General features: G+C 48.4%; 20 protein-coding genes and 1 other annotated feature. Of the genes, 7 read left to right on the top strand and 13 right to left on the bottom strand.

Going from position 1 to position 23,364, the window contains the following annotated elements:
• Positions 1 to 200 precede the first annotated feature (200 nt).
• The 5 genes from VFK44_11090 to VFK44_11110 all read right to left on the bottom strand — a co-directional run bounded on the left by VFK44_11090 (position 201) and on the right by VFK44_11110 (position 7,244).
• Positions 201 to 1,253, bottom strand: a complete 1,053-nt coding sequence (locus tag VFK44_11090; protein ID HET7628913.1) for a LacI family DNA-binding transcriptional regulator — start codon at positions 1,251 to 1,253, stop codon at positions 201 to 203.
• A 17-nt stretch (positions 1,254 to 1,270) separates the two neighbouring features.
• Positions 1,271 to 3,646 (bottom strand): glycoside hydrolase family 31 protein, encoded by a 2,376-nt coding sequence (locus VFK44_11095; GenBank protein HET7628914.1) that lies wholly within the window; start codon positions 3,644 to 3,646, stop codon positions 1,271 to 1,273.
• 41 nt (positions 3,647 to 3,687) lie between these two features.
• Positions 3,688 to 4,530, bottom strand: a complete 843-nt coding sequence (locus VFK44_11100; GenBank protein ID HET7628915.1) for a sugar ABC transporter permease — start codon at positions 4,528 to 4,530, stop codon at positions 3,688 to 3,690.
• Positions 4,530 to 5,786 (bottom strand): ABC transporter permease subunit, encoded by a 1,257-nt coding sequence (locus VFK44_11105; protein HET7628916.1) that lies wholly within the window; start codon positions 5,784 to 5,786, stop codon positions 4,530 to 4,532. The genes VFK44_11100 and VFK44_11105 overlap by 1 nt, the downstream gene beginning before the upstream one ends.
• A gap of 153 nt (positions 5,787 to 5,939) precedes the next feature.
• Positions 5,940 to 7,244: an extracellular solute-binding protein gene (locus VFK44_11110; GenBank protein HET7628917.1), complete on the bottom strand. Its 1,305-nt coding sequence runs from the start codon at positions 7,242 to 7,244 to the stop codon at positions 5,940 to 5,942.
• A 187-nt stretch (positions 7,245 to 7,431) separates the two neighbouring features.
• Here VFK44_11110 and VFK44_11115 point away from each other — a divergent pair, with 187 nt between their 5' ends.
• Entirely contained in the window at positions 7,432 to 9,177 is a 1,746-nt protein-coding gene (locus VFK44_11115; protein ID HET7628918.1) for an alpha-glycosidase, read from the top strand.
• A gap of 32 nt (positions 9,178 to 9,209) precedes the next feature.
• Here VFK44_11115 and leuS read toward each other — a convergent pair whose 3' ends face one another.
• From leuS to metK, 5 genes are all read right to left on the bottom strand, one after another.
• Complete coding sequence (leuS, locus tag VFK44_11120) at positions 9,210 to 11,627, bottom strand: leucine--tRNA ligase (GenBank protein HET7628919.1); 2,418 nt, start codon at positions 11,625 to 11,627, stop codon at positions 9,210 to 9,212.
• Between the two features lie 81 nt (positions 11,628 to 11,708).
• Positions 11,709 to 11,939 (bottom strand) — a binding site (T-box leader).
• A gap of 63 nt (positions 11,940 to 12,002) precedes the next feature.
• Positions 12,003 to 12,872 (bottom strand): NAD-dependent epimerase/dehydratase family protein, encoded by an 870-nt coding sequence (locus VFK44_11125; GenBank protein ID HET7628920.1) that lies wholly within the window; start codon positions 12,870 to 12,872, stop codon positions 12,003 to 12,005.
• A 17-nt stretch (positions 12,873 to 12,889) separates the two neighbouring features.
• On the bottom strand, positions 12,890 to 13,954 hold the full coding sequence (locus tag VFK44_11130) for a tetraprenyl-beta-curcumene synthase family protein (protein ID HET7628921.1): 1,065 nt from the start codon (positions 13,952 to 13,954) through the stop codon (positions 12,890 to 12,892).
• A 75-nt stretch (positions 13,955 to 14,029) separates the two neighbouring features.
• Positions 14,030 to 14,827: an alpha/beta hydrolase gene (locus tag VFK44_11135; protein HET7628922.1), complete on the bottom strand. Its 798-nt coding sequence runs from the start codon at positions 14,825 to 14,827 to the stop codon at positions 14,030 to 14,032.
• A gap of 115 nt (positions 14,828 to 14,942) precedes the next feature.
• Entirely contained in the window at positions 14,943 to 16,148 is a 1,206-nt protein-coding gene (gene metK, locus VFK44_11140; protein HET7628923.1) for a methionine adenosyltransferase, read from the bottom strand.
• Between the two features lie 365 nt (positions 16,149 to 16,513).
• On the opposite strand from metK, the gene pckA reads away from it, so the two are divergent.
• The 4 genes from pckA to VFK44_11160 all read left to right on the top strand — a co-directional run bounded on the left by pckA (position 16,514) and on the right by VFK44_11160 (position 20,184).
• Positions 16,514 to 18,091, top strand: coding sequence for a phosphoenolpyruvate carboxykinase (ATP) (gene pckA, locus VFK44_11145; GenBank protein ID HET7628924.1), 1,578 nt, complete (start codon positions 16,514 to 16,516; stop codon positions 18,089 to 18,091).
• A 244-nt stretch (positions 18,092 to 18,335) separates the two neighbouring features.
• Positions 18,336 to 18,806, top strand: a complete 471-nt coding sequence (gene ytkD, locus VFK44_11150) for a nucleoside triphosphatase YtkD (protein HET7628925.1) — start codon at positions 18,336 to 18,338, stop codon at positions 18,804 to 18,806.
• A 123-nt stretch (positions 18,807 to 18,929) separates the two neighbouring features.
• A complete protein-coding gene (locus VFK44_11155) occupies positions 18,930 to 19,571 on the top strand; it encodes an O-methyltransferase (protein HET7628926.1) in 642 nt (213 codons plus the stop codon).
• Complete coding sequence (locus tag VFK44_11160; protein ID HET7628927.1) at positions 19,558 to 20,184, top strand: DNA-3-methyladenine glycosylase; 627 nt, start codon at positions 19,558 to 19,560, stop codon at positions 20,182 to 20,184. Before VFK44_11155 ends, VFK44_11160 begins: the two co-directional genes overlap by 14 nt.
• Here VFK44_11160 and VFK44_11165 read toward each other — a convergent pair.
• The 3 genes from VFK44_11165 to yhfH form a co-directional block, all read right to left on the bottom strand.
• Complete coding sequence (locus VFK44_11165; protein ID HET7628928.1) at positions 20,156 to 20,725, bottom strand: GNAT family N-acetyltransferase; 570 nt, start codon at positions 20,723 to 20,725, stop codon at positions 20,156 to 20,158. The genes VFK44_11160 and VFK44_11165 overlap by 29 nt on opposite strands.
• A gap of 4 nt (positions 20,726 to 20,729) precedes the next feature.
• Positions 20,730 to 21,206, bottom strand: a complete 477-nt coding sequence (locus tag VFK44_11170; protein ID HET7628929.1) for a ribonuclease H-like YkuK family protein — start codon at positions 21,204 to 21,206, stop codon at positions 20,730 to 20,732.
• Positions 21,207 to 21,319: 113 nt separating this feature from the next.
• Complete coding sequence (yhfH, locus tag VFK44_11175; protein ID HET7628930.1) at positions 21,320 to 21,451, bottom strand: protein YhfH; 132 nt, start codon at positions 21,449 to 21,451, stop codon at positions 21,320 to 21,322.
• A gap of 154 nt (positions 21,452 to 21,605) precedes the next feature.
• Here yhfH and VFK44_11180 point away from each other — a divergent pair, with 154 nt between their 5' ends.
• Positions 21,606 to 22,907 (top strand): HAMP domain-containing methyl-accepting chemotaxis protein, encoded by a 1,302-nt coding sequence (locus tag VFK44_11180; GenBank protein HET7628931.1) that lies wholly within the window; start codon positions 21,606 to 21,608, stop codon positions 22,905 to 22,907.
• Positions 22,908 to 23,028: 121 nt separating this feature from the next.
• Positions 23,029 to 23,301 (top strand): hypothetical protein, encoded by a 273-nt coding sequence (locus VFK44_11185; GenBank protein ID HET7628932.1) that lies wholly within the window; start codon positions 23,029 to 23,031, stop codon positions 23,299 to 23,301.
• Positions 23,302 to 23,364 lie beyond the last annotated feature (63 nt).

A 23,364-nucleotide genomic window follows, 5' to 3' on the forward strand; every position in this document is an offset into this window, starting at 1 on the left:
CATCGGCCGTTTTGCCGACGCCTTCGGCATCGGGCCGACGATGACCGCCGTTTCTTTCCTGCCGCTGCTCGGCATCTTCGCCTTGTTTTTGCCAAAAGAAGAAGATTTCAGCTGACACAACGGATCGATCGAGGCGGAATGTATAATCATTACAATAATTTTGCTGTGATTTATCGAATTCAATCGAAAACTTCGAATGTTCAGTTGGTAGAATTCTCGTTCCGCTTTTCTGCAGTAATCACTTTGCATGAATTCCTTTCGATGATGCGATGGCCAACGGTAATACGCTTTGTAGCCACTTCCGCATCGTTGATTTTTTCAATAAGCGCATCCATAGCGCCATACCCAAGTTCAAAGATATGAATACAAACCGAAGTCAAAGATGGAGTGGAGATTTCCGACAACAGAACATTATTGAAACTGATAATGGATAACGCGTCCGGAACTTCAATGTTCATCTCATCCAACGCGTTTAAAATGCCGAGCGCCATCAGATCGTCGCTGACTACTAGCCCGGTAGGAGGGGCATCCACGCTCATCAATTCTTTGATCGCTTCGCTTCCGCCTTCTTTGAGAAACTCCTCATGCACGATGTAATCTTTGCGCAACGCAAGTCCAGCTTCGCGAATCGCTGTTTTATAACCGTTCAAGCGGTCCACAGTGACAACGAGATCGAGATTTCCTCCTACGAAACCGATACGACGGTGGTTACGCTCAATTAAATATTCCGCAGCTTCTTTTGCCGCCTTGAAATTATCGTTATCAATGTGCGTGATCCTATCCACATCTCGGAATGGTTTACCAATAACTACGAAAGGAAGTGTCTGATTTTGTAATAAGTCAATAATTTGATCGTTGATCCTGGAGTAAAGCAGTACAACTCCGTCGACTCTTCCACCGTAAACCATGTCAGCGACACCTTCGTAAATTTCCTCTTCATCACTGCCGGTGGTTAAATATAGACCGTATCGATTTTCATGCGCCTTCGCGCTAATGCCACGAATGACCTCGGGAAAGAACGGATTTTGCATCGCTTTGTCTCCCGAACTTGGAAGAACGATCCCGATTGTTTGCGTACTCCGGTTGACAAGGCTTCTTGCGTTAAAATTTGGATGATAGCCGAGCTCCTGCATAACTTCTTTTACTTTGTCTTTCGTAATTTGGCTGATTCGAGGATGATTGGCAATGACACGGGATACGGTGGACGGTGCAACATTGGCCCGTTTTGCGACATCTCTTATCGTTACAGGCATCGTCCCCCCTCCTTATCTCAATGTTCAATTTCGATTTCTACTAGTGTGGAACCGTTTCTATTACTTATTATAACGTTATCTTGCAATTTCCTGTTATTGAACCATACTTGGGTAAAGGATTTCATACCATGAACGACATAGAGCGTCTTTTTCCAATCAGGTTTAAAGGATCCCATATCATCGGTGAAAATGGAAAGCGATTCCCCCTGAATTTCACAGCCCACTTCCCTAGTAAAAGTGTCTCCGGAGTTATAACCAAACGTTTCCCCGTCATCGTCATAAATGGTTCCTCCAAAAGATTCTTTATCTGCGTACAAATGGATTGTAAGTTGATTGAAAGAATCCTTGGTCGAAAGTCTTTCCTCACCAAGAGGCAATACAGTACCGGCTTTAACGAAAATCGGAATCCGATCCAAGGAGGCATTAGCCAAAACATAACGTCCCCCGTCTAATCGCTCGTCGGACCAATAGTCGTACCACGTTCCTTTTGGCAAATAAACAGCTCGATGCGTGGTGCCAGGTGCTGTGATCGGCGCAATCAACACGTTTGCTCCAATCAAAAATTGATCGGACAGCTGATACGTTTCCCGGTCATTCGGAAATTCCATAAACAGTGGACGTATCACCGGTGCACCAGTCTCGTGTGCTTCTTTGAACAAACCATAAATATAGGGTAGCCATCGGTAGCGTAATCGAATATATTTTTTGATGATTGATTCGTATGGTTCACCGAAAGCCCATGGTTCTTGCCTCGCAAAATCAAGTGCGCTGTGATTCCTGAAATAGGGCAGGAACGCTCCTACCTGTGTCCAGCGTGTCAGTAATTCCCCTGAACAATCGTGGGCAAACCCTCCGACATCGGACCCGCAAAAGGCTACGCCGGAGAGTCCGAGGTTTATGCACATCGGCAATGTCATCGCCAAATGCTCCCAAAAACTACGATTATCCCCTGTCCAAATTGCACCATAACGCTGGATCCCCGCATAACCAGCCCTTGTCAGGATGAACGGCCGCTTACCGCCTAACAATTTTTTCATACCCTCATAAGTTGATTGTTCCATCAACATCCCATAAACATTATGCAGTTCGCGATGCGTTTTTGGATGTCCGTCATTTTCGTGTACAACCTCTAAATCCATGGTTTTCGTTTCATTGAAGACGGCCGGCTCGTTCATGTCGTTCCAGATTCCTTCGATACCAAGGTTTGTATAAAACTGATGCTTTTCCCCCCACCAATTCCGTGTCATTAATTTAGTAAAATCGGGAAAAACGCTGTTCCCCGGCCAAACTTCTCCGTAAAACAACTGTCCATCCTGATATGTGCAAAACAGGTCTTTGTCGCAACCTTCCTTATACACATCGTCATAATCAGCAGCTTTAATTCCGGTGTCGACGATTGGGACGACCTGTATTCCCCGTGCTTTTAAATCGCCGATGAGCCGTGCCGGATCGGGAAAACGTTCGTCGTCAAACGTAAAGTTTCGATAGCTGTCCATATAATGAATGTCCAAATGTACCGCATCAAGGGGAATTTGTTTGTCGTGAAATAGATCGACGAGGATGCGTACTTCCTGCTCTGATCCGTAGCTGTACCGGGACTGGTGGTAACCAAGTGACCATTTGGGCGGCATTGGCATACGCCCCGTTAACACTGTATATTGCTCCAATACGTGTTTTGGCGACGGGCCAGCAAGCACATAATAATCCAATTGTCCGCCTGCTGCAGAAAATGAGTACGTGTCGCGAGACGACTGGAAATCGAACGTTGATTTATACGTGTTGTCTAAAAACATCCCGTGAGTCCTTCCCTCGCTCAAAACAATGAAAAACGGTATCGAAACATATAGTTCCTTTGTTTCCGGGTTATGCGGGGCATATACGTCTGTGTTCCACATCGACAGTTTTTCTCCTTTTTTGTCAAGAAACCCGGTTTTTTCGCCGAAACCGTAAAAATGATCGGTGTTTTCCATTTTTTTATGTCCGAAGACCCGTCCTTTTTCATCGTGAGCCATGCCTTTTTCACCTTCATCTGTAAGCGTCCTTCCTTCCTTATCGTAGACAGAAATGCGCATCGGTGATTTGACAATCCGAATGAACAATTGCTTCGTTTTCAAAGTCAACTGGTCTCCGGACTCTTCATAACTTACCTCCACATCTTCAGCACTTTTTACTAGTGCGGCACTCGTTTCAAAAGAGGGTTCAACTTGAGGATTCATAATGATGCGCAAAATATCTTCTCTGTAAAAGCGAAGGGCGACGTGCCCCTTTTCGCACACGACTTTCAAAATATTTTTTGACCACACGTGTTGCTGAACCGATCCGATGTCGGTGAGCGAAACTGTCTCGGACGGATGGCTATGGTCCGGATGAATAGCGAAACTTGTGTCTTCCATGGTAACCTCCTGCACCTATCATTGGTTGTTCTTGCTCTTTGTCAGCCTTTCGTCCCTCCGGCAGTCAATCCTTGCAAAAGATATCGCTGTAAGAACAAGAAAACAACGGCGATCGGAAGAGCAACAAGGATTGCGCCAGCCGCAAAACGAGTAAAGTTGTTCGCGAACTGATCGTTGATAAAATTAAACAGACCCACCGCGAGCGTATATTTTTCGGGATCTTTCAAAACGATGTTTGGAAGCAAAAAGTCGAACAGCGGGGTCATGAAATTGAATAGGGCGACAACCGCCAAAATCGGTTTTGCCAACGGAAGCATGATTCGCACGAATACTTTCATATGCCCGGCTCCATCGATTCTTGCCGCTTCGTCCAGTTCGCGGGGAATCGTGTCAAAATACCCTTTTACAAGCCAAGCATTAAAAGGAATTTGTCCCCCAATGTATATAAGAATCAAGCCAGTTAATGTATTTAAAAGCCCTACCAGGTTTAATAAAATGTAAAATGCGACCATTGCCATCAAGGCTGGAAACATTTGTAACAACAAAAAAGCATACAGTCCGTATTTCCGACCGACGAATCGGTATCGAGAGAAAGCATAGGCGACGAATGACGTGATGACTACGGAAAAAAACGAAGTGAAAAAGGCGACAATCAACGAATTTTTGTACCAAATTACGTAATCGCTGTCTGGACTTTCAAATAACCATTTGTAATGTTCCCATGAAATCTCGTTCGGAATGATTGATGACGAATAGAGACTTTGACCAGGATTCAGCGACATGCCAACGGTCCATAACAAAGGATAGACAATCACGACGAAGACACCAGCCAAAATCAAATAAATGCCTGCAACTTCAAGGTTGGATTTCAACTTTCGGCTCATTAAATGTTCCCCTCCTCTTTAAAGGAACGTGTTCTCCGGAACTGAAAAAAGGCAAAAACAGATACGATCAGACCAAGAATGATTGAAATTGCCGCTGCCATGCTGTAATTATGTGTATCGAACGTTAATTTGTACACCCAGGAAATCAAAATATCTGTTCCGCCTGCACTCTGTCCCATAACCGGCGGACCACCCTCATTGAATAAATAAATGATGTTGAAGTTATTAAAATTTCCTGCATACTGCATGATCAATAAAGGTGCCGTCGCGTACATCAAATGGGGAAACGTAATGAAACGGAATTTCTGCCATCGTGTCCCCCCGTCCACATCGGCCGCTTCATACCAATCTTCCGAAATGCTTTGCAATACCCCGGTAAACAACGCAAATACAAACGGAAAACCGAGCCACGTTTGTATGGCGATCAGCGCGATTTTTGCATAAAACGGATCATTCAACCAAGGAAGACCATCACCACCAAACAACGGAATGATGATATTGCGGTTAATCGCACCGAATTCGTCGTTAAATAACGCTGCGAAAATCAAGATCGATACAAAAGCAGGAACCGCCCAAGGCAAGATCAAGATCGTTCGAATAAACCGTTTGAATTTCACCCGTTTGTCGTTTACAAGCACGGCAAGAAACATGCCCACACCAATTTGCAGGCTTGTCGCCGCAAATGTCCAGACAACCGTCCAGGAGAATACGCTGATGAACGTGTTTTTCCAGATTGGCACCGTCGCCAATTGTACGAAATTCTTCAGTCCGACCCAATCCAGCAAATGGCGGGGCGGTGAATTATACAACGTATAATTCGTGAAAGCGAGAAGCAGCATGAACAACAATGGAAAAATGACAACAAAGATTAATAAAAACAAGCCCGGGAACGTCATTAAGTAAGGAAAACTTTTATCATATCCCGATGTAATGGATTCTTTCATACCCGGAACATGCCAACCTTGTTGGATCCATTTCGCCTGCCGATAGGCATCGAGAACGTTAAATACATATACCGTTATTGCTAATGCAAGTAATATGAGCGACAAAATGCCGTAAACCAATAGAAAAATTGAATTATCAACGCCAGGTATCGTTCCGAGCGTGCGAATACCCCATAATCCAAGATTGATGAACTTACCAAACGTAATGAAAAAAGCTGCTTCTAGTAGAATGAAAACCGTTCCTTTGATGTATCGACGATTATATAGTTGCCCTAATCCGGAAAAAATGAGCGACAAAATCAAGGCAAGCATCGGTTTGTGCCGGTTTTCTTTTCTCGGTTCAAGATTATCCTTGTTTAAGTTTGCTTGTTTTGCTGCCTCCTCCGTCTGCACGGACATTGTTTTTCCCTCCTTATCGTTTTGAAAAAGCTGGGATGGAGTTAAAAACCTCCATCCCGAATCGACTTATTGTCCGCTCGCCTGAATCTTTTGTTTAATTTGCTGGACCGCTTGATCCAACACTTTTTCGACATCTTTTCCTTGCGCTAAGAATTTCATCGCATCATTCATCGGTCCCCAAACTTGCGACATTTCCGGCACGTTCGGCATAGGCACACCGTATTTTATTTGTTCGGTAAAGCCTTTGTAGATCGGTTTATCCAAGCTATCCAATACTTTTGGACGAGGCGGCATTTCACCAGCGATGGCAAAGTACGTTTCTGCGCTTTCGTCGTTCGTAATGAATTTCGCCAAATCCGCTGCCCATTTCGGATGTTTCGAATAATAAGAAACAAGCCATCCTTTGACACCTACGAACGAATGCGCAGTCTCTCCGTTGATTTTCGGTAGTTGTGCACTTCCCAATTGATCACCAAGCGCCTCAGAATACGAAGGGATGTTCCATGGACCACTGATTACCATACCCACTTTGCCTTCTGTAAACAAACCATTTAGGACATCGCCGGTTACAGAGACGGGAATCAATCCTTCGGTGAAATATTTCTGGTATTGTTTCCCTCCCGCGACAGCTCCTTCGTTATTCAATCCAATATCGGACGTATCATAACTTCCGGGTTCGCCGCCAAAGATGTATCCGCCGTGATTTTTAAAGAAAATGTAGTTGTAGTAAAAGTTTTCTTCCATCAAGAAGCCGTATTTATCTTGGTCGGGATGCGTTAACGGTTTCGCAGCCGCAAATAAGTCCTCAAAGGTTTCCGGTACTGTCGGTATGAGTTTCTTGTTGTAATAGAGCGCGTAAGTTTCGATAACAGCAGGGGCGGCGTAAACTGCACCGTCGAATGAAAACGCCTGAACGGCTGCTTTGCTGTATCCGCTTAATTCGTCCTTCGAAAAATCAATCGGTTTCACTAATCCTTGAGCGACTAAGTCTCCTAAACGGTCATGCGGCTGATAGATTAAATCCGCGCCATTTCCGGCAGGACCTGCAAGCGCTAGTTTCTTTTGCTGATCCAGCATCGATACCTTTTCAACTTTCACTTTGATACCCGTTTTTTCGGTATACCTTTGCGTAATTTTTTTCAAAGCTTCAATTTGTTCCTCGGCATCGTTAGCCCACATAATTAGTTTGTCAGGCTTCTCAGGCATTGCGGAGCTGTCGTCTCCGTTATTTTGCGAGGATTGATCCGATTTGCTTTCGTTTCCTCCTGTTTTCCCTGCCTGTTCAATATTGCGTTGCGGTGCACAAGCGGCAAGCGCAATCAATAAACACACCATGAAAATGAAACCAAACACCTTTTTTCTCCTCAACATCATCTTCCTCCCTCAATCAATTTATGCAAACGGTTGCACTAATTTGCGCAATCGTTTGCATTGAATTATAATCTCCATTATACTAATAAAAAGTTTTTGTGCAACCGTTTTCGCAAAAATAACTGAATTTTTCAATACTGTTGACGGCATCTTTGGATTTCGTCAACCCATGAAAAGGAGTGTAACAATGCAAAAAGAAGTCATTAATCATCGTCCGAAAAACCACTTTGCTTATGCGTACGATCATGAAACACTACATATTAGACTACGCACAAAAAAGAATGACGTAAAACGAGTTTCATTGATTCACGGCGACCCGTATCATTGGAAAGGAGGATCTTGGCAAAAATCACAAAAATCGATGAAGCTTGATGGATCGGACGATTTGTATGATTACTGGTTTGTCGAGATTACTCCTCCTTATCGAAGATTAAGATACGGTTTCGAGGTTTCCGATCAAAACGAAAGTCTCGTCTATACTGAAAAAGGATTTTATGACCTGCCTCCGTTAGACACCGATGATTATTTTTGCTTTCCTTATTTGAACTCGATCGACGTCTTTCACGCTCCTGATTGGGTAAAAGACACCGTATGGTATCAAATTTTCCCAGAGCGTTTCGCCAACGGTGATTCCAAAAACGACCCCGAAAACGTGTTACCGTGGGGCAGCGCAGAACCAACCGCGACTAATTTTTTCGGCGGCGACCTTCAGGGCGTAATTGATCATCTCGATGACCTCATCGATCTTGGCATCAATGGCATTTATTTAACACCGATTTTCAAGGCTTATTCTAACCATAAGTATGACACGATTGATTATATGGAAATCGATTCGCAATTCGGAGATAAAGCGATTTTCCGACAACTTGTGGACCTTTGTCATGAAAAAGGAATTCGCGTCATGCTGGATGCTGTCTTTAATCATAGCGGCTTTTACTTCCCACCGTTTCAAGATGTTTTAAAGAAAGGGCGCTGTTCGAGTTACAAAGATTGGTTTCATCTGCAAGCATTCCCAGTCGATCCCGATAAGCCTAACTACGACACATTTGCTTTTACTGGTCAAATGCCTAAACTAAACACCGAAAACCCGGAAGTTCGAAACTACTTGCTTGACGTTGCAGCCTATTGGATCAAGGAATTCGACATTGATGGATGGCGCCTTGATGTCGCTAATGAAGTGGATCATCATTTTTGGCGAGAATTTCGTCGAGTGGTGAAACAGATTAAACCGGAAGTGTACGTACTCGGTGAAATTTGGCACGACGCGATGCCTTGGTTGCAAGGCGACCAATTTGACGCCGTTATGAACTATCCTTTTACAACGCTTACTCTTGATTTTTTTGCCCAAGCAAAGATTGACGCGGAACAGTTTGCAAACGGTATCACGCATGGTTTCAACCAATACCCGAAAAATGTAAACGAAGGGATGTTCAATTTGCTCGGGAGCCACGATACACCGCGAGTAATGACCATTTGTGAGGGAGATGAAAGAAAAGCAAAATTGCTTTATTTGTTCCAGCTTTCATATCTAGGAACGCCGTGTATATACTATGGTGATGAACTAGCGATGGAAGGAGAAAGCGATCCCGGATGCCGTGCCTGCATGCCTTGGGATGAAAATGAACGAGCCAACGAATTTCGTACATTCATCAAAAGATTGATACGCTTGCGTAAGGACGAACCGGCATTCGGCAACCGAGGCGAATTTCACTTTCTAAATTTAGATGACGACCCCGGACTTTGTATTTATAAAAAAACGTATAAATCCGATGCCATCGTTTTCATCCTGAATCGGAACAATCATCCGACACAATTTGATTTGTCCGCATTGGGGAAAGAAACCATTATCGAACTTTGGACGAACCAACCGCTTTTACCGCACAAAAAACGCGTTCGGATCACCCCTTACGGATTTCTAATACTAAAATTTTGACAACAAAGGCGTCCTTTCGGACGCCTTTGTTGTCAGCTCGCGACGATGTTGACGAGTTTGCCGGGCACAACGATGACTTTGCGCACCGTTTTGCCTGACACTTGTTTTTTGATCGTCTCGTCGGTGAGAGCTTTTAGTTCCATTTCGTCTTTCGGCAGGTCTTTCGGAATCGTCAATTTCGAACGAACTTTGCCGTTGATTTGCACGACAATTTCCACTTCGTCCTCCGTCAACTTCGATTCGTCATATGCCGGCCACGAAGCATAAGTGATCGTTTCTTCATGGCCGAGCTTTTCCCAAAGCTCTTCCGCAATGTGCGGGGCAACCGGCGACAGCAGCTTGACAAAGCCTTCGACCATGGCTTTCGGCAAGCTTTCCTGTTTGTACGCTTCATTGACGAACACCATCATTTGGGAGATGGCCGTGTTGAAGCGAAGCGCTTCGTAATCTTCGGTCACCTTTTTCACGGTTTGGTGGTAAATTCGCTCCATTGCTGGATCCGGCTTGCCGTCGATCACTTTCGGATCGACGGTATCGTCGTTTTGAACGATCAAGCGCCAGACGCGATCCAAGAAACGGCGTGCGCCTTCCAATCCCGTTTCCGACCAGGCGATCGCCGCTTCGAGCGGTCCCATGAACATTTCATACAGACGAAGCGTATCGGCTCCATGCGATTCGACGATTTCGTCGGGATTGATGACGTTCCCTTTCGATTTGCTCATCTTTTCGTTGCCTTCGCCGAGAATCATCCCTGGATTGCTCAACCGTTGAAACGGTTCTTTCGTCGGCACGACGCCGATATCGTACAACACTTTATGCCAGAATCGCGCATAAAGCAAATGCAACACCGCGTGCTCGGATCCGCCGATGTACAAATCGACCGGCAGCCAATGTTTCAATTTTTCCGGATCGGCCAATTGTTCCGGATTCCGCGGATCGATATAGCGCAAGTAGTACCAGCAGCTTCCGGCCCACTGCGGCATCGTATTCGTTTCCCGACGCGCTTTCATTCCTGTTTCCGGATCGACCGTATTCACCCAATCTTCGATGTTGGCGAGCGGCGACTCGCCCGTGCCGGACGGCTTGATTTCGCTCGTAATCGGCAAGGTAAGCGGCAGCTGGTCTTCGGGAACCGGCTTCATCGTTCCGTCTTCCAAATGGAGAATCGGAATCGGCTCGCCCCAGTATCGCTGCCGGCTGAACAACCAGTCGCGCAACCGGTAAGTGACTTTTCTTTCCCCTTTGCCTTCGGCTTCGAGCCAATCGATCATTCGCTCGATCGCGGCGGCTTTGTTCAACCCGTTCAAGAAATCGGAGTTGACGATCGTGCCGTCCTCGACGTATGGGGATTTCTCCACATTTCCGCCGGAGACGACCTCGCGAATCGGCAAATCGAAGGTTTTCGCGAACTCCCAGTCACGTTCGTCATGCGCAGGTACCGCCATAATGGCACCCGTTCCATAAGACATCAACACGTAATCCGCGATCCAAACCGGAACTTTTTCGCCATTCACAGGATTCACCGCAAACGCGCCGGTGAACACACCGGTTTTTTCTTTGGCAAGATCGGTTCGTTCCAAATCGCTCTTCGCTTGCACATCTTTCCGGTACGCTTGTACCGCGTTTTTTTGATCGGCCGTTGTGATCGCATCGATGAGCGGGTGCTCAGGAGAAAGCACCATGTAAGTTGCTCCGAACAACGTATCCGGTCTCGTCGAGAAAACGGTGACCGATGCGTCGTGTCCATCGATTTCAAAGCGGATTTCCGCTCCTTCGGAACGGCCGATCCAGTTTCTCTGCATCTCTTTAATGTTTTCCGGCCAGTCCACTTCATCAAGATCTTCCAGCAAGCGATTGGCGTAGGCGGTTATTTTCAGCATCCATTGCTTCATCGGTTTGCGTACGACCGGAAAGCCGCCGCGTTCGCTTTTGCCGTCGATGACTTCTTCATTGGCGAGCACCGTGCCGAGTTCCGGACACCAATTGACGGGAACTTCGTCCATGTAGGCGAGTCCTTTTTCGTAAAGCTTCAAGAAAATCCATTGTGTCCACTTGTAATACTCCGGATGTGTCGTGGAGATTTCACGGCTCCAATCGTAGGAAAACCCGAGCGACTTCAGCTGCCTGCGAAAGTTGTCAATGTTTTTCTTTGTAAACTCGCGAGGATCGTTCCCGGTTTGCAATGCGTATTGCTCCGCGGGCAAGCCGAACGCATCCCAGCCCATCGGATGAAGCACGTTATACCCTTGCATCCGTTTCATGCGCGAAATGATATCCGTCGCCGTGTACCCTTCCGGATGTCCAACGTGCAATCCCGCTCCCGATGGGTACGGATACATGTCCAACGCGTAAAACTTCGGTTTGTCTGCGTTTTCTACCGTCCGGAACGTTGCTCTTTCTTCCCAATGCTGTTGCCACTTTTGTTCGATTTGCTTATGATCATAGGCCATCTCGGACCCCTCCTTTTTCGTTCCGCAATACAAGGATCGACAAGAAACATGAGAAAAACCCCCCGTCCCCGCTAAAAAAACGTCAGGGACGAGAGGTTGTCAATGATTTCAAACCCTCCCGCGGTACCACCCGCATTAGCGTGCGAAGCACGCTCACTCAACATTCCTTAACGCGGAAATGACGTCGGGCGCTACTGGCGTTCGCGCACGCAACTCCGAGGCGAGTTCGCGAAGAAAAAACGATGGCTTGCACCTTCCGCCACCTCTCTAAAGGTTTCCTCTTTCGCTACTGCTCCTCATCACGGTTCTTGTCGAATCGTTTGCTTTGTTTTGTATTGTATGCATATGTCAATCGTTTGTCAAGAAAACGGGAAATCAATGAGCAAGCGCCCGAATCAGTCCCGGAAGCCAATCTCTCAACTTTGTAAAAGGAAAACCGGCTTTGCTGGCTTTTTCGTTGGACATGACCCATGATTTAGGAATGCCGTACGGCGACGCATTCTTCTCCTCGCCTTCCGGCTGAACAACCGCCTTTTCACCCGTGGCGGTTTCAATCATCCCGAGCAATTCATCAAGCGAAATGGATCCGTTCGCGCAAGCGTTATACGGTCCATCGAGCCGCTCTTTGCCGATCCACTCCAAGAAGCGCGCCGCTTCTTCGGAAGAAATGAATACGAGCTCGGCTTGCCGGTTCGGCATGACGATCGGTTCCCGGTTTTTCACGCGGTCTACGTGAAATACAAGCCGCTCCGTGTAATCGTCTTCCCCCATGACAATCGGGAGCCGCACCGCGGCAACCGGAAACGGTGCCTGCTGCAGGAAGACTGCTTCGGCCAGCCGCTTGCCTTCGCCGTAATCAAACGCATTTCGGTCACCGGCGGCAATTTTATATGTATACGGATCGAAGGCTTCTTCATGCAAAACGCCGTTGCCAATATCGTAAACCGACATCGACGAAGTGTAGACGTAAAAGCGCGTATGTTCGGCAAAAACACGGCAAGCAATCGCCGCCTCATCGGGCGCAAAACAGATTTGGTCGTACACGATGTCCCATGGTTGACTGCCCACCCTTTCTTTCAAAACCGCCTCATCCGTACGATCGACCTGAACTCTGCGTACACGGTCCCCGAAAGGATCTTCGGTTTGCCCTCGCGTTGCAATTGTCACCTCGTCCCCGCTTTCAAGCAACCGCTCCACTAAGCGTTTGCCGAAAAAGCGCGTACCGCCAAGCACGAGAATTCTCATTGGATCATCCCTTCCCTTTATAAACTCGGTTTCATTCTTCGATACAGCCAGCCGTTCACGAAAAAGAACAATCCGGAACCGCCGCCGCGGCGAATGATTTTCTTCGCGAGCCGTCGAACATTTTTTTGCCGGCGCACTTTCTCGTCCGCCAAGTAAATCCCGAGCAGTCCGCGGTTGATCATGCGATGAAACTTCGAATCCGGCAAGGCCGAGATGCTTGCATCGGCTTGTTCGATGAAATGTCCGAGCCGCGTCATCATTTTTTCCCGGTTATCGTAATAAAAGCAAAAATTCAAGTCGCCGCCTTTGCGGTCTTCTTCTTGGTCGATGAAGTAATCGAGCAATATATGTAAGCCTTGCACCCAAGGAAAATAGCCGGCTTTTACGGCTTCCGTCGTTTCGTCGCTGAAAGACTTGTTGCTCGCATACGACACGAGGCAAAAAATCCCGAGCGTCGAACCCGCACATGCCGAAAATTCGTACCAGGACATGGTTGGGAGATTTTTTTTATGTGCATTGAACCACGATTTCAAACGCGGCACCCGTTCTTCGTGTGTTACGTGCTTATGCACTTGCAAGTCGCAATAATAGCCGGCCAGTTCACGCAAGGAAGGTGCGATTTTCTCATAATGGTTGATGGACTTCAGGCAGTTCTGGCAAGTTTCCACGAGCGCTTGCAAATAACCGCCGTCCTCCTGCTCCTCCCGGTGCCGGTAATAATTCACCGGTTCGATCCCCGGAGACAATGCATGAATCATCGACTCATGGAGGGCGCGAAAATCGTCGGGATCCATCGACGTGCTGCGGTCGCACAAATTATCCAAATAATCGCTGATCGTTTGGTAGGCGACGATAAACGGGATGACGCGTTTGCACTTTTCGCGTGCGAGCAGAGCGAGTATCGAACCGCCTTCACAATGAAACGTTTTCGTTTCAATGCTCATTAAAGCTTGCTTGCGAAGCTCCGGATCCGGGATTTTTTCAGCCAAACGTTTCCACCCGGCCAAATGCGAACGCACTTCAGGAAGCACGCGCCTGTATATGTTGTACATCATCGTCCATGGTTGGTTTGGAATGTTCAACCGTGGTCCTCCTTCATTAGCCGCGTTGAACCGCGTTGCCATGTTCTCAATCAACCGTCATTCGCCGAGGCAGCCTCAGCTGTCGAGAGCCGTCAACCGCTCTTCAAGAAAAGCGAGCGCCGCCTGAAAAACTTCCTCGCGTTCCGGTTCATTGAATAATTCGTGATACAGACCGTCCCACTCCTTATAGGCCCGGATTTGAATCGGGAGACGTTCGTACCATTCGAACACCTTGTCCCTGCTGACGATTTTGTCGTCGCCGGCTTGCAGGACGAGAAGCGGGACGTCGGGAAAATCGACTGTTTTTTCAAAAGCGAGCGTCATTGCGCGCTCCAATTCGTTGTACCAGCGAATCGAGACTTTTGTCAAAATGAGCGGATCTTTCTCGTCTTTACGCAATTGCTCGACGTTTCTCGTCGCCAGCGGATTACGGCCGTTGCGTTTGATCCGGACCAGCAATCCGGGCGCGACCGTGTTCATAGCTTTTGCAAAAGCTCTTAAATAAAATGCCGGCGGGAAAGTGAGTCCGAGACACGGCGAAGACAACAGGACGGCGGCCGGCTTTCTTGACGTTTCCATCAACGTGCGAATCACGATCAATCCGCCGAGGCTGTGCCCGAACAAGACGACCGGCAACCCGCTTTTTCCCGCTTCCGCCAACCATCCGTCCACCGTACGAATATACTCATCAAACGTTGCGATATGTCCCGGTGTTTCTGCATGTTCCCCATGGCCGGGAAGATCGCCGATCAGCACGTTAAAACGTTCCTTCCTGAACCGTTGAATGAGCCATTCGTAACGGCCGTGATGTTCTCCCGAACCGTGCACGAGCACGATTGTCGCCCGCGGCCGTTCCGTTTCCCAAATTTTCATGCGTGATCCGCTCCTCGTCTCCGGCGGCAAGCACCGGCGAATGCATGTTGTTCATTTATTTTACCAAATTAAAAATCCACCGTCACATGAGGTGACGGTGGACGCCTGCAAATCGTTAAAGGCCGGCTTGCTCCCGCAGCGCTTCCGCTTTGTCGGTCTTTTCCCACGGAAATTCGACGTCGAGACGGCCGAAATGCCCGTATGCGGCCGTATTTTTATAAATCGGGCGGCGCAGATCGAGCATTTTGATAATGCCGGCCGGACGCAAATCAAAGTTGTTGTTGACGAGCTTTTCCAATTTCGATTCCGCCACTTTGCCTGTCCCGAACGTGTCGACGGAGATCGATACCGGCTGTGAAACGCCGATCGCGTAAGCAATCTGTACTTCACATTTGTCTGCGAGACCGGCGGCGACGATGTTCTTCGCGGCATAACGCGCAGCATACGAAGCGGATCGGTCTACTTTCGTCGGATCTTTTCCGGAAAACGCCCCGCCTCCGTGACGGGCATATCCTCCGTATGTGTCGACAATGATCTTGCGTCCAGTCAACCCGGCGTCCCCTTGCGGCCCGCCGATGACAAACCGTCCCGTCGGGTTGATGAAATATTTCGTTTCCGCGTCAAGGAACTGTTCCGGCACGACTTCCTTGATGACGTGTTCTTTCATATCTTTTTGAATTTGCTCCAGCGCTACTTCCGGATGATGCTGTACCGAAATGACAATCGTGTCGACTCGTTTCGGTTTTCCGTCCGCTCCGTACTCGACGGTCACTTGCGTCTTGCCGTCAGGACGTACATAATCGACAATTTCCTGCTTCCTGACATCGCTTAACCGCTTCGACATCCGATGCGCGAGTGCGATCGGAAGCGGCATGAATTCAGGCGTTTCATTAACCGCAAAACCGAACATCAATCCTTGATCGCCCGCGCCGATCGCTTCAATTTCATTGTCGGTCATGCGCCCTTCTCTTTTCTCCAACGCTTCGCTGACCGCTTGCGCGATCTCCGGAGACTGTTCGTCGATCGACGTCAGCACGGAACATGTGTCGGCATCGAAACCGTATTTGGCACGCGTGTAGCCAATGTCTCTGATTGTCTCTCTGGCGATTTTTGAAATATCGACGTAGGTCGTCGTTGTAATCTCACCGGTTACGAGTACGAGCCCGGTATTGACGACAGTCTCACAAGCGACGCGCGCGTTCGGATCATCCTTTAAGATTTCGTCGAGGATTGCGTCCGAGATTTGATCGCATATTTTGTCCGGATGCCCTTCCGTTACCGATTCGGAAGTAAACAACCTCCGGTCTTTTGGCTGCGCCATGAAACCCCTCCCTGGAACTGCATACTTTAAAGAAAATGCTTCTATAATAACGATACGTTTCTTGAGCATGCGCCGTGCGTGCTGTTCATCACGGACGCCTCGGTTCGCCGGAACACGAAAATCCCGTCATTCCGACATCGTTCGTCCACATCACTGAACAAATGATACCGCAGCGGGAAAACGGTGTCAAACGTTTTGCGCCAATTATTCCGATCTGTTTACTACGAATATTTTTTCGTGTGAATATCGAGAACATGGAAGACTTCCGCCCATTTTTGCTGCAAAAAAATAATTAGTATAGACTATTTGAATTAATGTGTTATACTATTTAAAACACGACCTTCAGAAAGGGATGGTTTCGCGAAATGAGCACAATTTCTTTCGTCTCGAACCTTGAACAAACGTTGGAAAAAACGAATACGCACGTCAATCTTTCTGCCGCCGAATTGACTGAGAAAGCGATCGAGCGCGGCGAAGGTTACTTGACTTCGACGGGGGCTTTACGGGTGGTCACAGGCAAATACACGGGACGCTCCCCGAAGGATAAATACATTGTGAACGAACGATCCAGTTCCTCAGCGATCCATTGGGGAACGGTCAATCAACCGATCGGCGAAGAACGCTTTAAACGGTTGTACGAAAAAGTCTTGAATTACTTAGGCAAGCAAGATTGCTTTGTCTTTGCTGGATATGCGGGGGCGGACCCAGACTACCGCATGGCCGTGCGGGTCGTGACCGAATATGCTTGGCACAATTTGTTCGCCCGTCAGCTTTTCATCCGCTCGGACGGAGAAGAACCGGCGAATTATCATGCCGATTTCACCGTTATCTCTGCGCCGGGATTTCACGCGGATCCGGAAATCGACGGAACGAAATCGGAAACGTTTATCATCATCTCTTTCGAACATCGTATCGTGTTGATCGGCGGAACTGAATATGCCGGAGAAATCAAAAAGTCGATCTTCTCGGTCATGAACTATTTGCTCCCGGAAAAAAACGTCATGCCGATGCACTGCTCGGCCAATGTCGGCTCCGAAGGAGACGTTGCCTTGTTTTTCGGGCTTTCCGGCACTGGGAAAACGACGTTATCGGCTGATCCGCACCGAAAGTTGATCGGCGATGATGAACACGGCTGGTCCGATAACGGCGTCTTTAACATCGAAGGCGGGTGCTACGCGAAGTGCATCAACTTGTCTCAGGCAAAAGAACCGCAAATTTGGAACGCGATTCGCTTCGGAGCGGTTGTTGAAAATGTTATCGTCGACGAAGATACGCGGGTCGTTGACTATGCGGATACGAGGTTGACGGAAAATACGCGAGCCGCCTATCCAATCGAATCGATCGACAACATCGTTCTTCCGAGCATGGCCGGCCATCCGAATACGATCGTCTTTTTGACAGCCGATGCTTTCGGCGTGTTGCCGCCCATCAGCAAATTGACACGCGAGCAAGCGATGTACCACTTTATTTCCGGTTACACGAGCAAGCTCGCCGGAACCGAGCGCGGCATCACGTCTCCGCAGGCGACATTCTCGACTTGTTTTGCGGAACCGTTCCTTCCTTTGCGTCCGCAACAATATGCGGAAATGCTCGGCGATAAAATTGAACGTCACCAAACCGAAGTTTATCTCGTGAATACAGGTTGGACCGGAGGCCCTTACGGCACAGGCAAACGAATTAACCTTTCCCATACCCGTGCGATGATACGCGCAGCGCTTGAAGGCGAATTGTCGAATGCGGAAACGGTGACGGACCCGATTTTCGGACTGAACGTTCCGGTTGCATGTCCCGGCGTTCCCGACGCCGTCCTGCAACCGAAAAAGACGTGGAGTGATCCTGACGCTTACGATGAAAAGGCACGAGCGTTGGCGGATCAATTCAAAGAGAATTTCAAAAAATTTGAAGCCATGCCCGAAACGGTAAAAAACGGCGGTCCGAATTAAGTGCGACGCGAAAACAGCAGAGCGCGGTTCCTTTCAAAGGGACCGCGTTTTTCTTGCGGGTCAAAAGACTTGACCGCAAAACCCGCGGGAAAAAAGCAGCTGGGAGAACCCTCGCCATCTGTACCACCGGCACCATCGTCCGGGCATTATGGCGATTGAGTCGTTACACGAAATTGGACAGGTTGCTGTCACTTTCAGTACAATGTAACCAATAAAAAGACATTGGAGTGCAAACATGTCTCAGATCATCACTTTCGAAGATTTTTATAACAATACTGTCCAATTTTCATTTCGGGATCATCCCTTTTCCGAAGATCCGAAACATGTTTGGGTCATTTGCAAATTTTGCAACCATTGGCTGCTGACCGAACATCCCCGCCGCGGCTGGGAATTTCCCGGCGGAAAAGTCGAGGACGGCGAAACCGCCGAAGAGGCGGCAATACGCGAAGTGTTTGAAGAAACCGGCGCCACCGTTTCCGACTTGTCCTACATCGCCCAATACAAAGTGGAAGGACGCAGCGGCACAATCGTGAAAAATGTGTACTATGCTTCAATTTCCCAAATCGAATCGAAGGAAGATTACCATGAAACGAACGGCCCGATCTTTCTGCATTACGTTCCGAGAGGGCTTCGCAACAAGAAGAAATACAGCTTCATGATGAAAGACGACGTGCTCATGAAAAGCCTTGAATCGATCAAACAGCGAGGCTTGTGATACGGAAAAAAACGGCCGGTTTTCCGCTGAGGAAAGCCGGTTTTGTCTACGATGCGCCGCTCGTGGCATCGTCAGAAGGATTCGCGTATAATCGAAACCAAAAGGCGATCACGCAAAGAAAGGGTGGCCAACATGAACGAGGAACAATACATCCGCTCGCGATTTGCGGAAGAAGACGAACATCTCAAAGGCGTTTTGAAAAGCATTGAAGCCAAAGGAATGCCGAACATTTCACTGCCGCCGGAAACCGCCAAGTGCATTACGCTGCTTGCAAAATTGAGCGGAGCGCGCGATGCGCTCGAAATCGGCGCGCTCGGCGGTTACAGCGGGATCAGCATTATGCGCGGTTTGCCGGAAGACGGACGCTTGACGTCGCTCGAACTGAACCCCGATTATGCTCGGCTGGCAGAACAAAACTTGGCGAAAGCGGGATTTGCCGGACGAGTCACCTACATGACGGGGCCGGCTCTCGAAAGTTTGCAATCATTGACGGAGGCCGGGCGGAAATTTGATTTGTTTTTGATCGACGCCGACAAGAAAAATTACGAAAATTATTTGGACGCTGCCGTGAAGTTGGCGAATCCCGGGGCGGTCTTATTTGCGGACAACGTGCTTTGGCGTGGACGCGTGTACGATCCTGATGATCAAGATGCAATCACCGTTTCGATGCGGAGCTTCAATGAAAAAGTGGCCGCTCATCCGCAGCTCGAATCTCTCTTATTGCCCATCGGCGACGGATTGATGGTGTCTCGTGTCCGAGCATAAGAAAAAATGTACGGAATCCGTACCGTTTACACTTCCGACCTTGGCACTGGCGAAACGACTGCTCGGATGCGAGCTCGTATATGAACCCGACGACGGTACGATGGCCGGCGTGATCGTGGAAACAGAAGCGTACTTAGGTCCGGAAGATCGCGCGGCCCACTCGTACGGCGGGCGGCGAACGAAGCGTACAGAAGTCATGTACGGGAAACCGGGACATGCGTATTTGTACCGGAGTTATGGCATTCACGTATGCTTAAATGTCGTCAGCGGACCGGAAGAAAAGCCGGAGGCGATTCTCATCCGCGCCCTGCAACCGACGCAAGGCGAACAGAAAATGGCAAAAAACCGCGGGTTTGCAAGCACCGACGGCATGACGCCGAAAAAGCGAAGGTCGTTGACAAACGGTCCCGGAAAGTTGGTCCAAGCGCTCGGCATTCCGTTTGCGTATTACGGTCACGATTTGACAGAGCCGCCGTTATCGATCCGATGGAGACCCGCAAAGGCTGAAGACGAGATCGCCTCCGGGCCGCGAATCGGCATTAACAACAGCGGCGAAGCGCGTGACTATCCGTACAGGTTTTGGCTCAAAGACAATCCGTATGTTTCGCGTTAACCCGGTTAAGCCGATGGTTCAGCTCGTATATGTCGGACCATCCGTAGACGACCTCCTGCAACGATTTGCCGCCAATGACCGTCAACTTGCGGCCGACAGCTTTTCCTTGCATCGATTCGTAAAATCGGCGTGCGGGCCTGTTGTCGGTCAACACCGAAACGAGCATCGACGTGTATCCGCTCGACGCGAAATCCGCACAAAGTCTTTGTAAGAGCTTGCTGCCCAGCTTCTTTCCTTGCATTTTTTTCAGCAAATAGATGGCATACAGTTCCGCGTTGTATCCCGCAACATTCGCGTCACGTGCTTCATTTCCCGAACAAAAACCGGCAACCTTCCCCGCATTCGTTTCCACGACGTATGTACAAGGTGCATTTTCACTCGTTAAGATTTCCCGCCATGCTGCCTCGCGTTTTTCGACGGACATCTTGCGCAAGTAAGCGTCGGGAGCGATTCCCGCATACGTAGTTCGCCAACTGTCAACCTGACGTGCGCAATGGATCCGGCGTCGGCGGAAGTTGCCTCTCTTATCTTCATCCGGCATCCCCTCATGTTTTCGTATATTTGTCAGCCACCGCGCTCGCGCCGAAAGCGTCCGGTTTAATGCGGGCGACACAGCCGACCGACGTAATCCAACCGACGATTTCCTGAATGAGTTTGCGCGTATCCCCGTGTTTCCCAATGTCCAAATGAATTTCGATCGGCCAAGCGGCAAGCATTTGCATGATCCCGTGGTTTTTCAATTCTTCCATCCATTCGAGGCTGAGCTCGGTTTCTTTGTATATGCGCTCGGAGAGATGATAAATTGGAGATTCGCGGGAACGGTGGAAGAAAAATCGTGCGCCTTTGCCGATTCTGCACAAGATCAGCGCCGTCACGAACATCGTCGTTTTTCGGTTTGTTTTCGAGTCGGTACCGATTATGATTCGATAATCCGCTTCCCTGTCCTCCTCGATGTAGCGACGGATTTCTTTCCTTAACATCTCCACCGAAAGTTCACCGCAAGTCGGACTGATCACCTTCACCTTTAAGACTCCTTCCCGGTTGACCGATGCATCCTACGGTCATTTTATGCCGGAAGCGCGGAAACGTCCATGACAAAAAAAAGACCGATCCTGCGACGGATCGGCGACGAATATTAGTTGACTCGTTTCCGGAAACAGCTGCCGCATTCATTCACATAGCTTTCCGACATTTCCGGAATTTTATTTTGGCAAACAACGCAAGTTTTTGGCGGCAAATTCCTGAAAAAGTGCGTACTTTTTTGCATCGGCGACCTTTCCCTCCCGCTTTTATTGTATTATAACATAAGTTTATGATTCTGGAATTGTTATATAGCAATAAAAAATTTTTTTAAAACCATTCTCAGCATGTGAAAATTTTGTCGAACTGAACCGATAAAGAGATCAGGGGGGATATCGTTAATGAAGAATAATTTAAAGTCCGTAACCAACAATTTTCAAATGAGTTTTCGCATTCAAACAAAGCTGATCCTGGTCGTTGTCGTAAGTTTGCTGATCAGCTCGCCGATCGCCGCTTACATAAACAGCTTTATTTCGCATTTATATTCAGGAGCCTTGGGCGTTTACATCAACACGCTCATCAGTTTGCTGGTAACGACGGGAATCATCACCGTCTGCATTCGATTCATCATCGTCCGTCCAGTGTTTGAACTGTTGGCGATCACGAACAAAATTAAAGAAGGCATTTTAACGGAAAAAGTCACGCACCGTTCAAAAGACGAACTCGGGGAACTGTCGTCGTCGTTCAACGAAATGATCGACAATTTGCATGAACTGATCGGAAAAGTGACAACGACGAGCAACAAAGTCGCGACCGTCGCCAACGACTTCTCCGAAGACGTTCAGCAAACGACGACGGCAGCCGCGCAAATTAATGAAATGATGAGAGAAATGGCAAGCGGCACCGAAATTCAAATGCGCGGCGCGGAAGAAAGTACGAAAGTACTTGAAGAAATGACGAACGGCATTCAAAGCATCGCGGAATCCGCTTCGGTCGTCTCGGAAATGTCCGTCCAAGCGAAAAACGAATCGGTTCGCGGCCGCGAGCTGATTCGAAAAAGCAAAAAGCAAATGGAGTCGATTCAAACGGTCACGGACAATGCAGTTGAAGAAATCAACAGTTTGCACCAAAGCTCCGAAGAAATCGGAAAGATCATCGAAGTTATTACCGATATCGCCAACCAAACGCATCTGTTGTCCTTGAACGCGGAAATCGAAGCGGCACGGGCAGGCGAACACGGCAAAGGATTTTCCGTCGTTGCTAACGAGGTGCGCAAGCTTGCTGAACAGTCCGAGCAATCGGCTGATCAAATTGTCCAACTCGTTCGCGGCATTCAAAACCATACGACGCGTTCCGTAAAAGTCATGGAAAAAGGGTCGGAAGAAGTGAAAACGGGCGCCGTCACGATTGAAGAAGCGGATGTGACCTTTGAAAAAATCACCTCGATGATCGAAAACGTCGCAGACAAAACACAAGACGTTTCCGCGGCCGTCCAAGAAATTTCGTCGAGTTCGCAGCAAATTGTCGCCGCTTCGGAACAATCTTCAGGCATTGCGAAAGAATCAGCCGAAAAATCGCGGGATGTTTCCTCCACATCGGAAAACCAGCGAACGGCGATGGAGCGCGTGAGCGAATACGCCAAATCTTTACGGCAATATGCAGAAGAGATGGATCAATCGATCAAATTGTTTAAAGTGTCCTAAACAAAAGGAACAGGCGATGTTAGCCTGTTCCTTTTTGCGCAAATCTCCGCTCTTGCCCGTTTCGGAGCAAAACACTCCGTGCATAGGCTGTAATGTATTCACCAATCATAGGAGGTTTGACATGTACGAACAACAACAACAGCTGCTTGACGGATATGGAGAGGTTCGCAACGAGGATGAACGCCAGTTTGGTTTTGGATTCGGTTACCGCCCGTGGGGATTCGGCTATCGGCCATGGGGATTCGGTTACCGTCCTTGGGGGTTTGGCTACCGGCCGTGGGGATTCGGTTACCGCCCGTGGGGATTTGGCTATCGCCCGTGGGGATTCGGTTCCCCGTTCTTCGGATACCCTTACGGTTTCGGCTTAGGCTTTGGCTATCCCTTCTTCTGGTAAAACGTCTGCTTGCGCCGAAAAGCATCGGAAAACCGATGTTTTTCGGTTTTTCTTTCGTTGCCG

It is taken from the genome of Bacillales bacterium (genome assembly GCA_035700025.1).
Taxonomy (GTDB): Bacteria; Bacillota; Bacilli; order Bacillales; family DASSOY01; genus DASSOY01.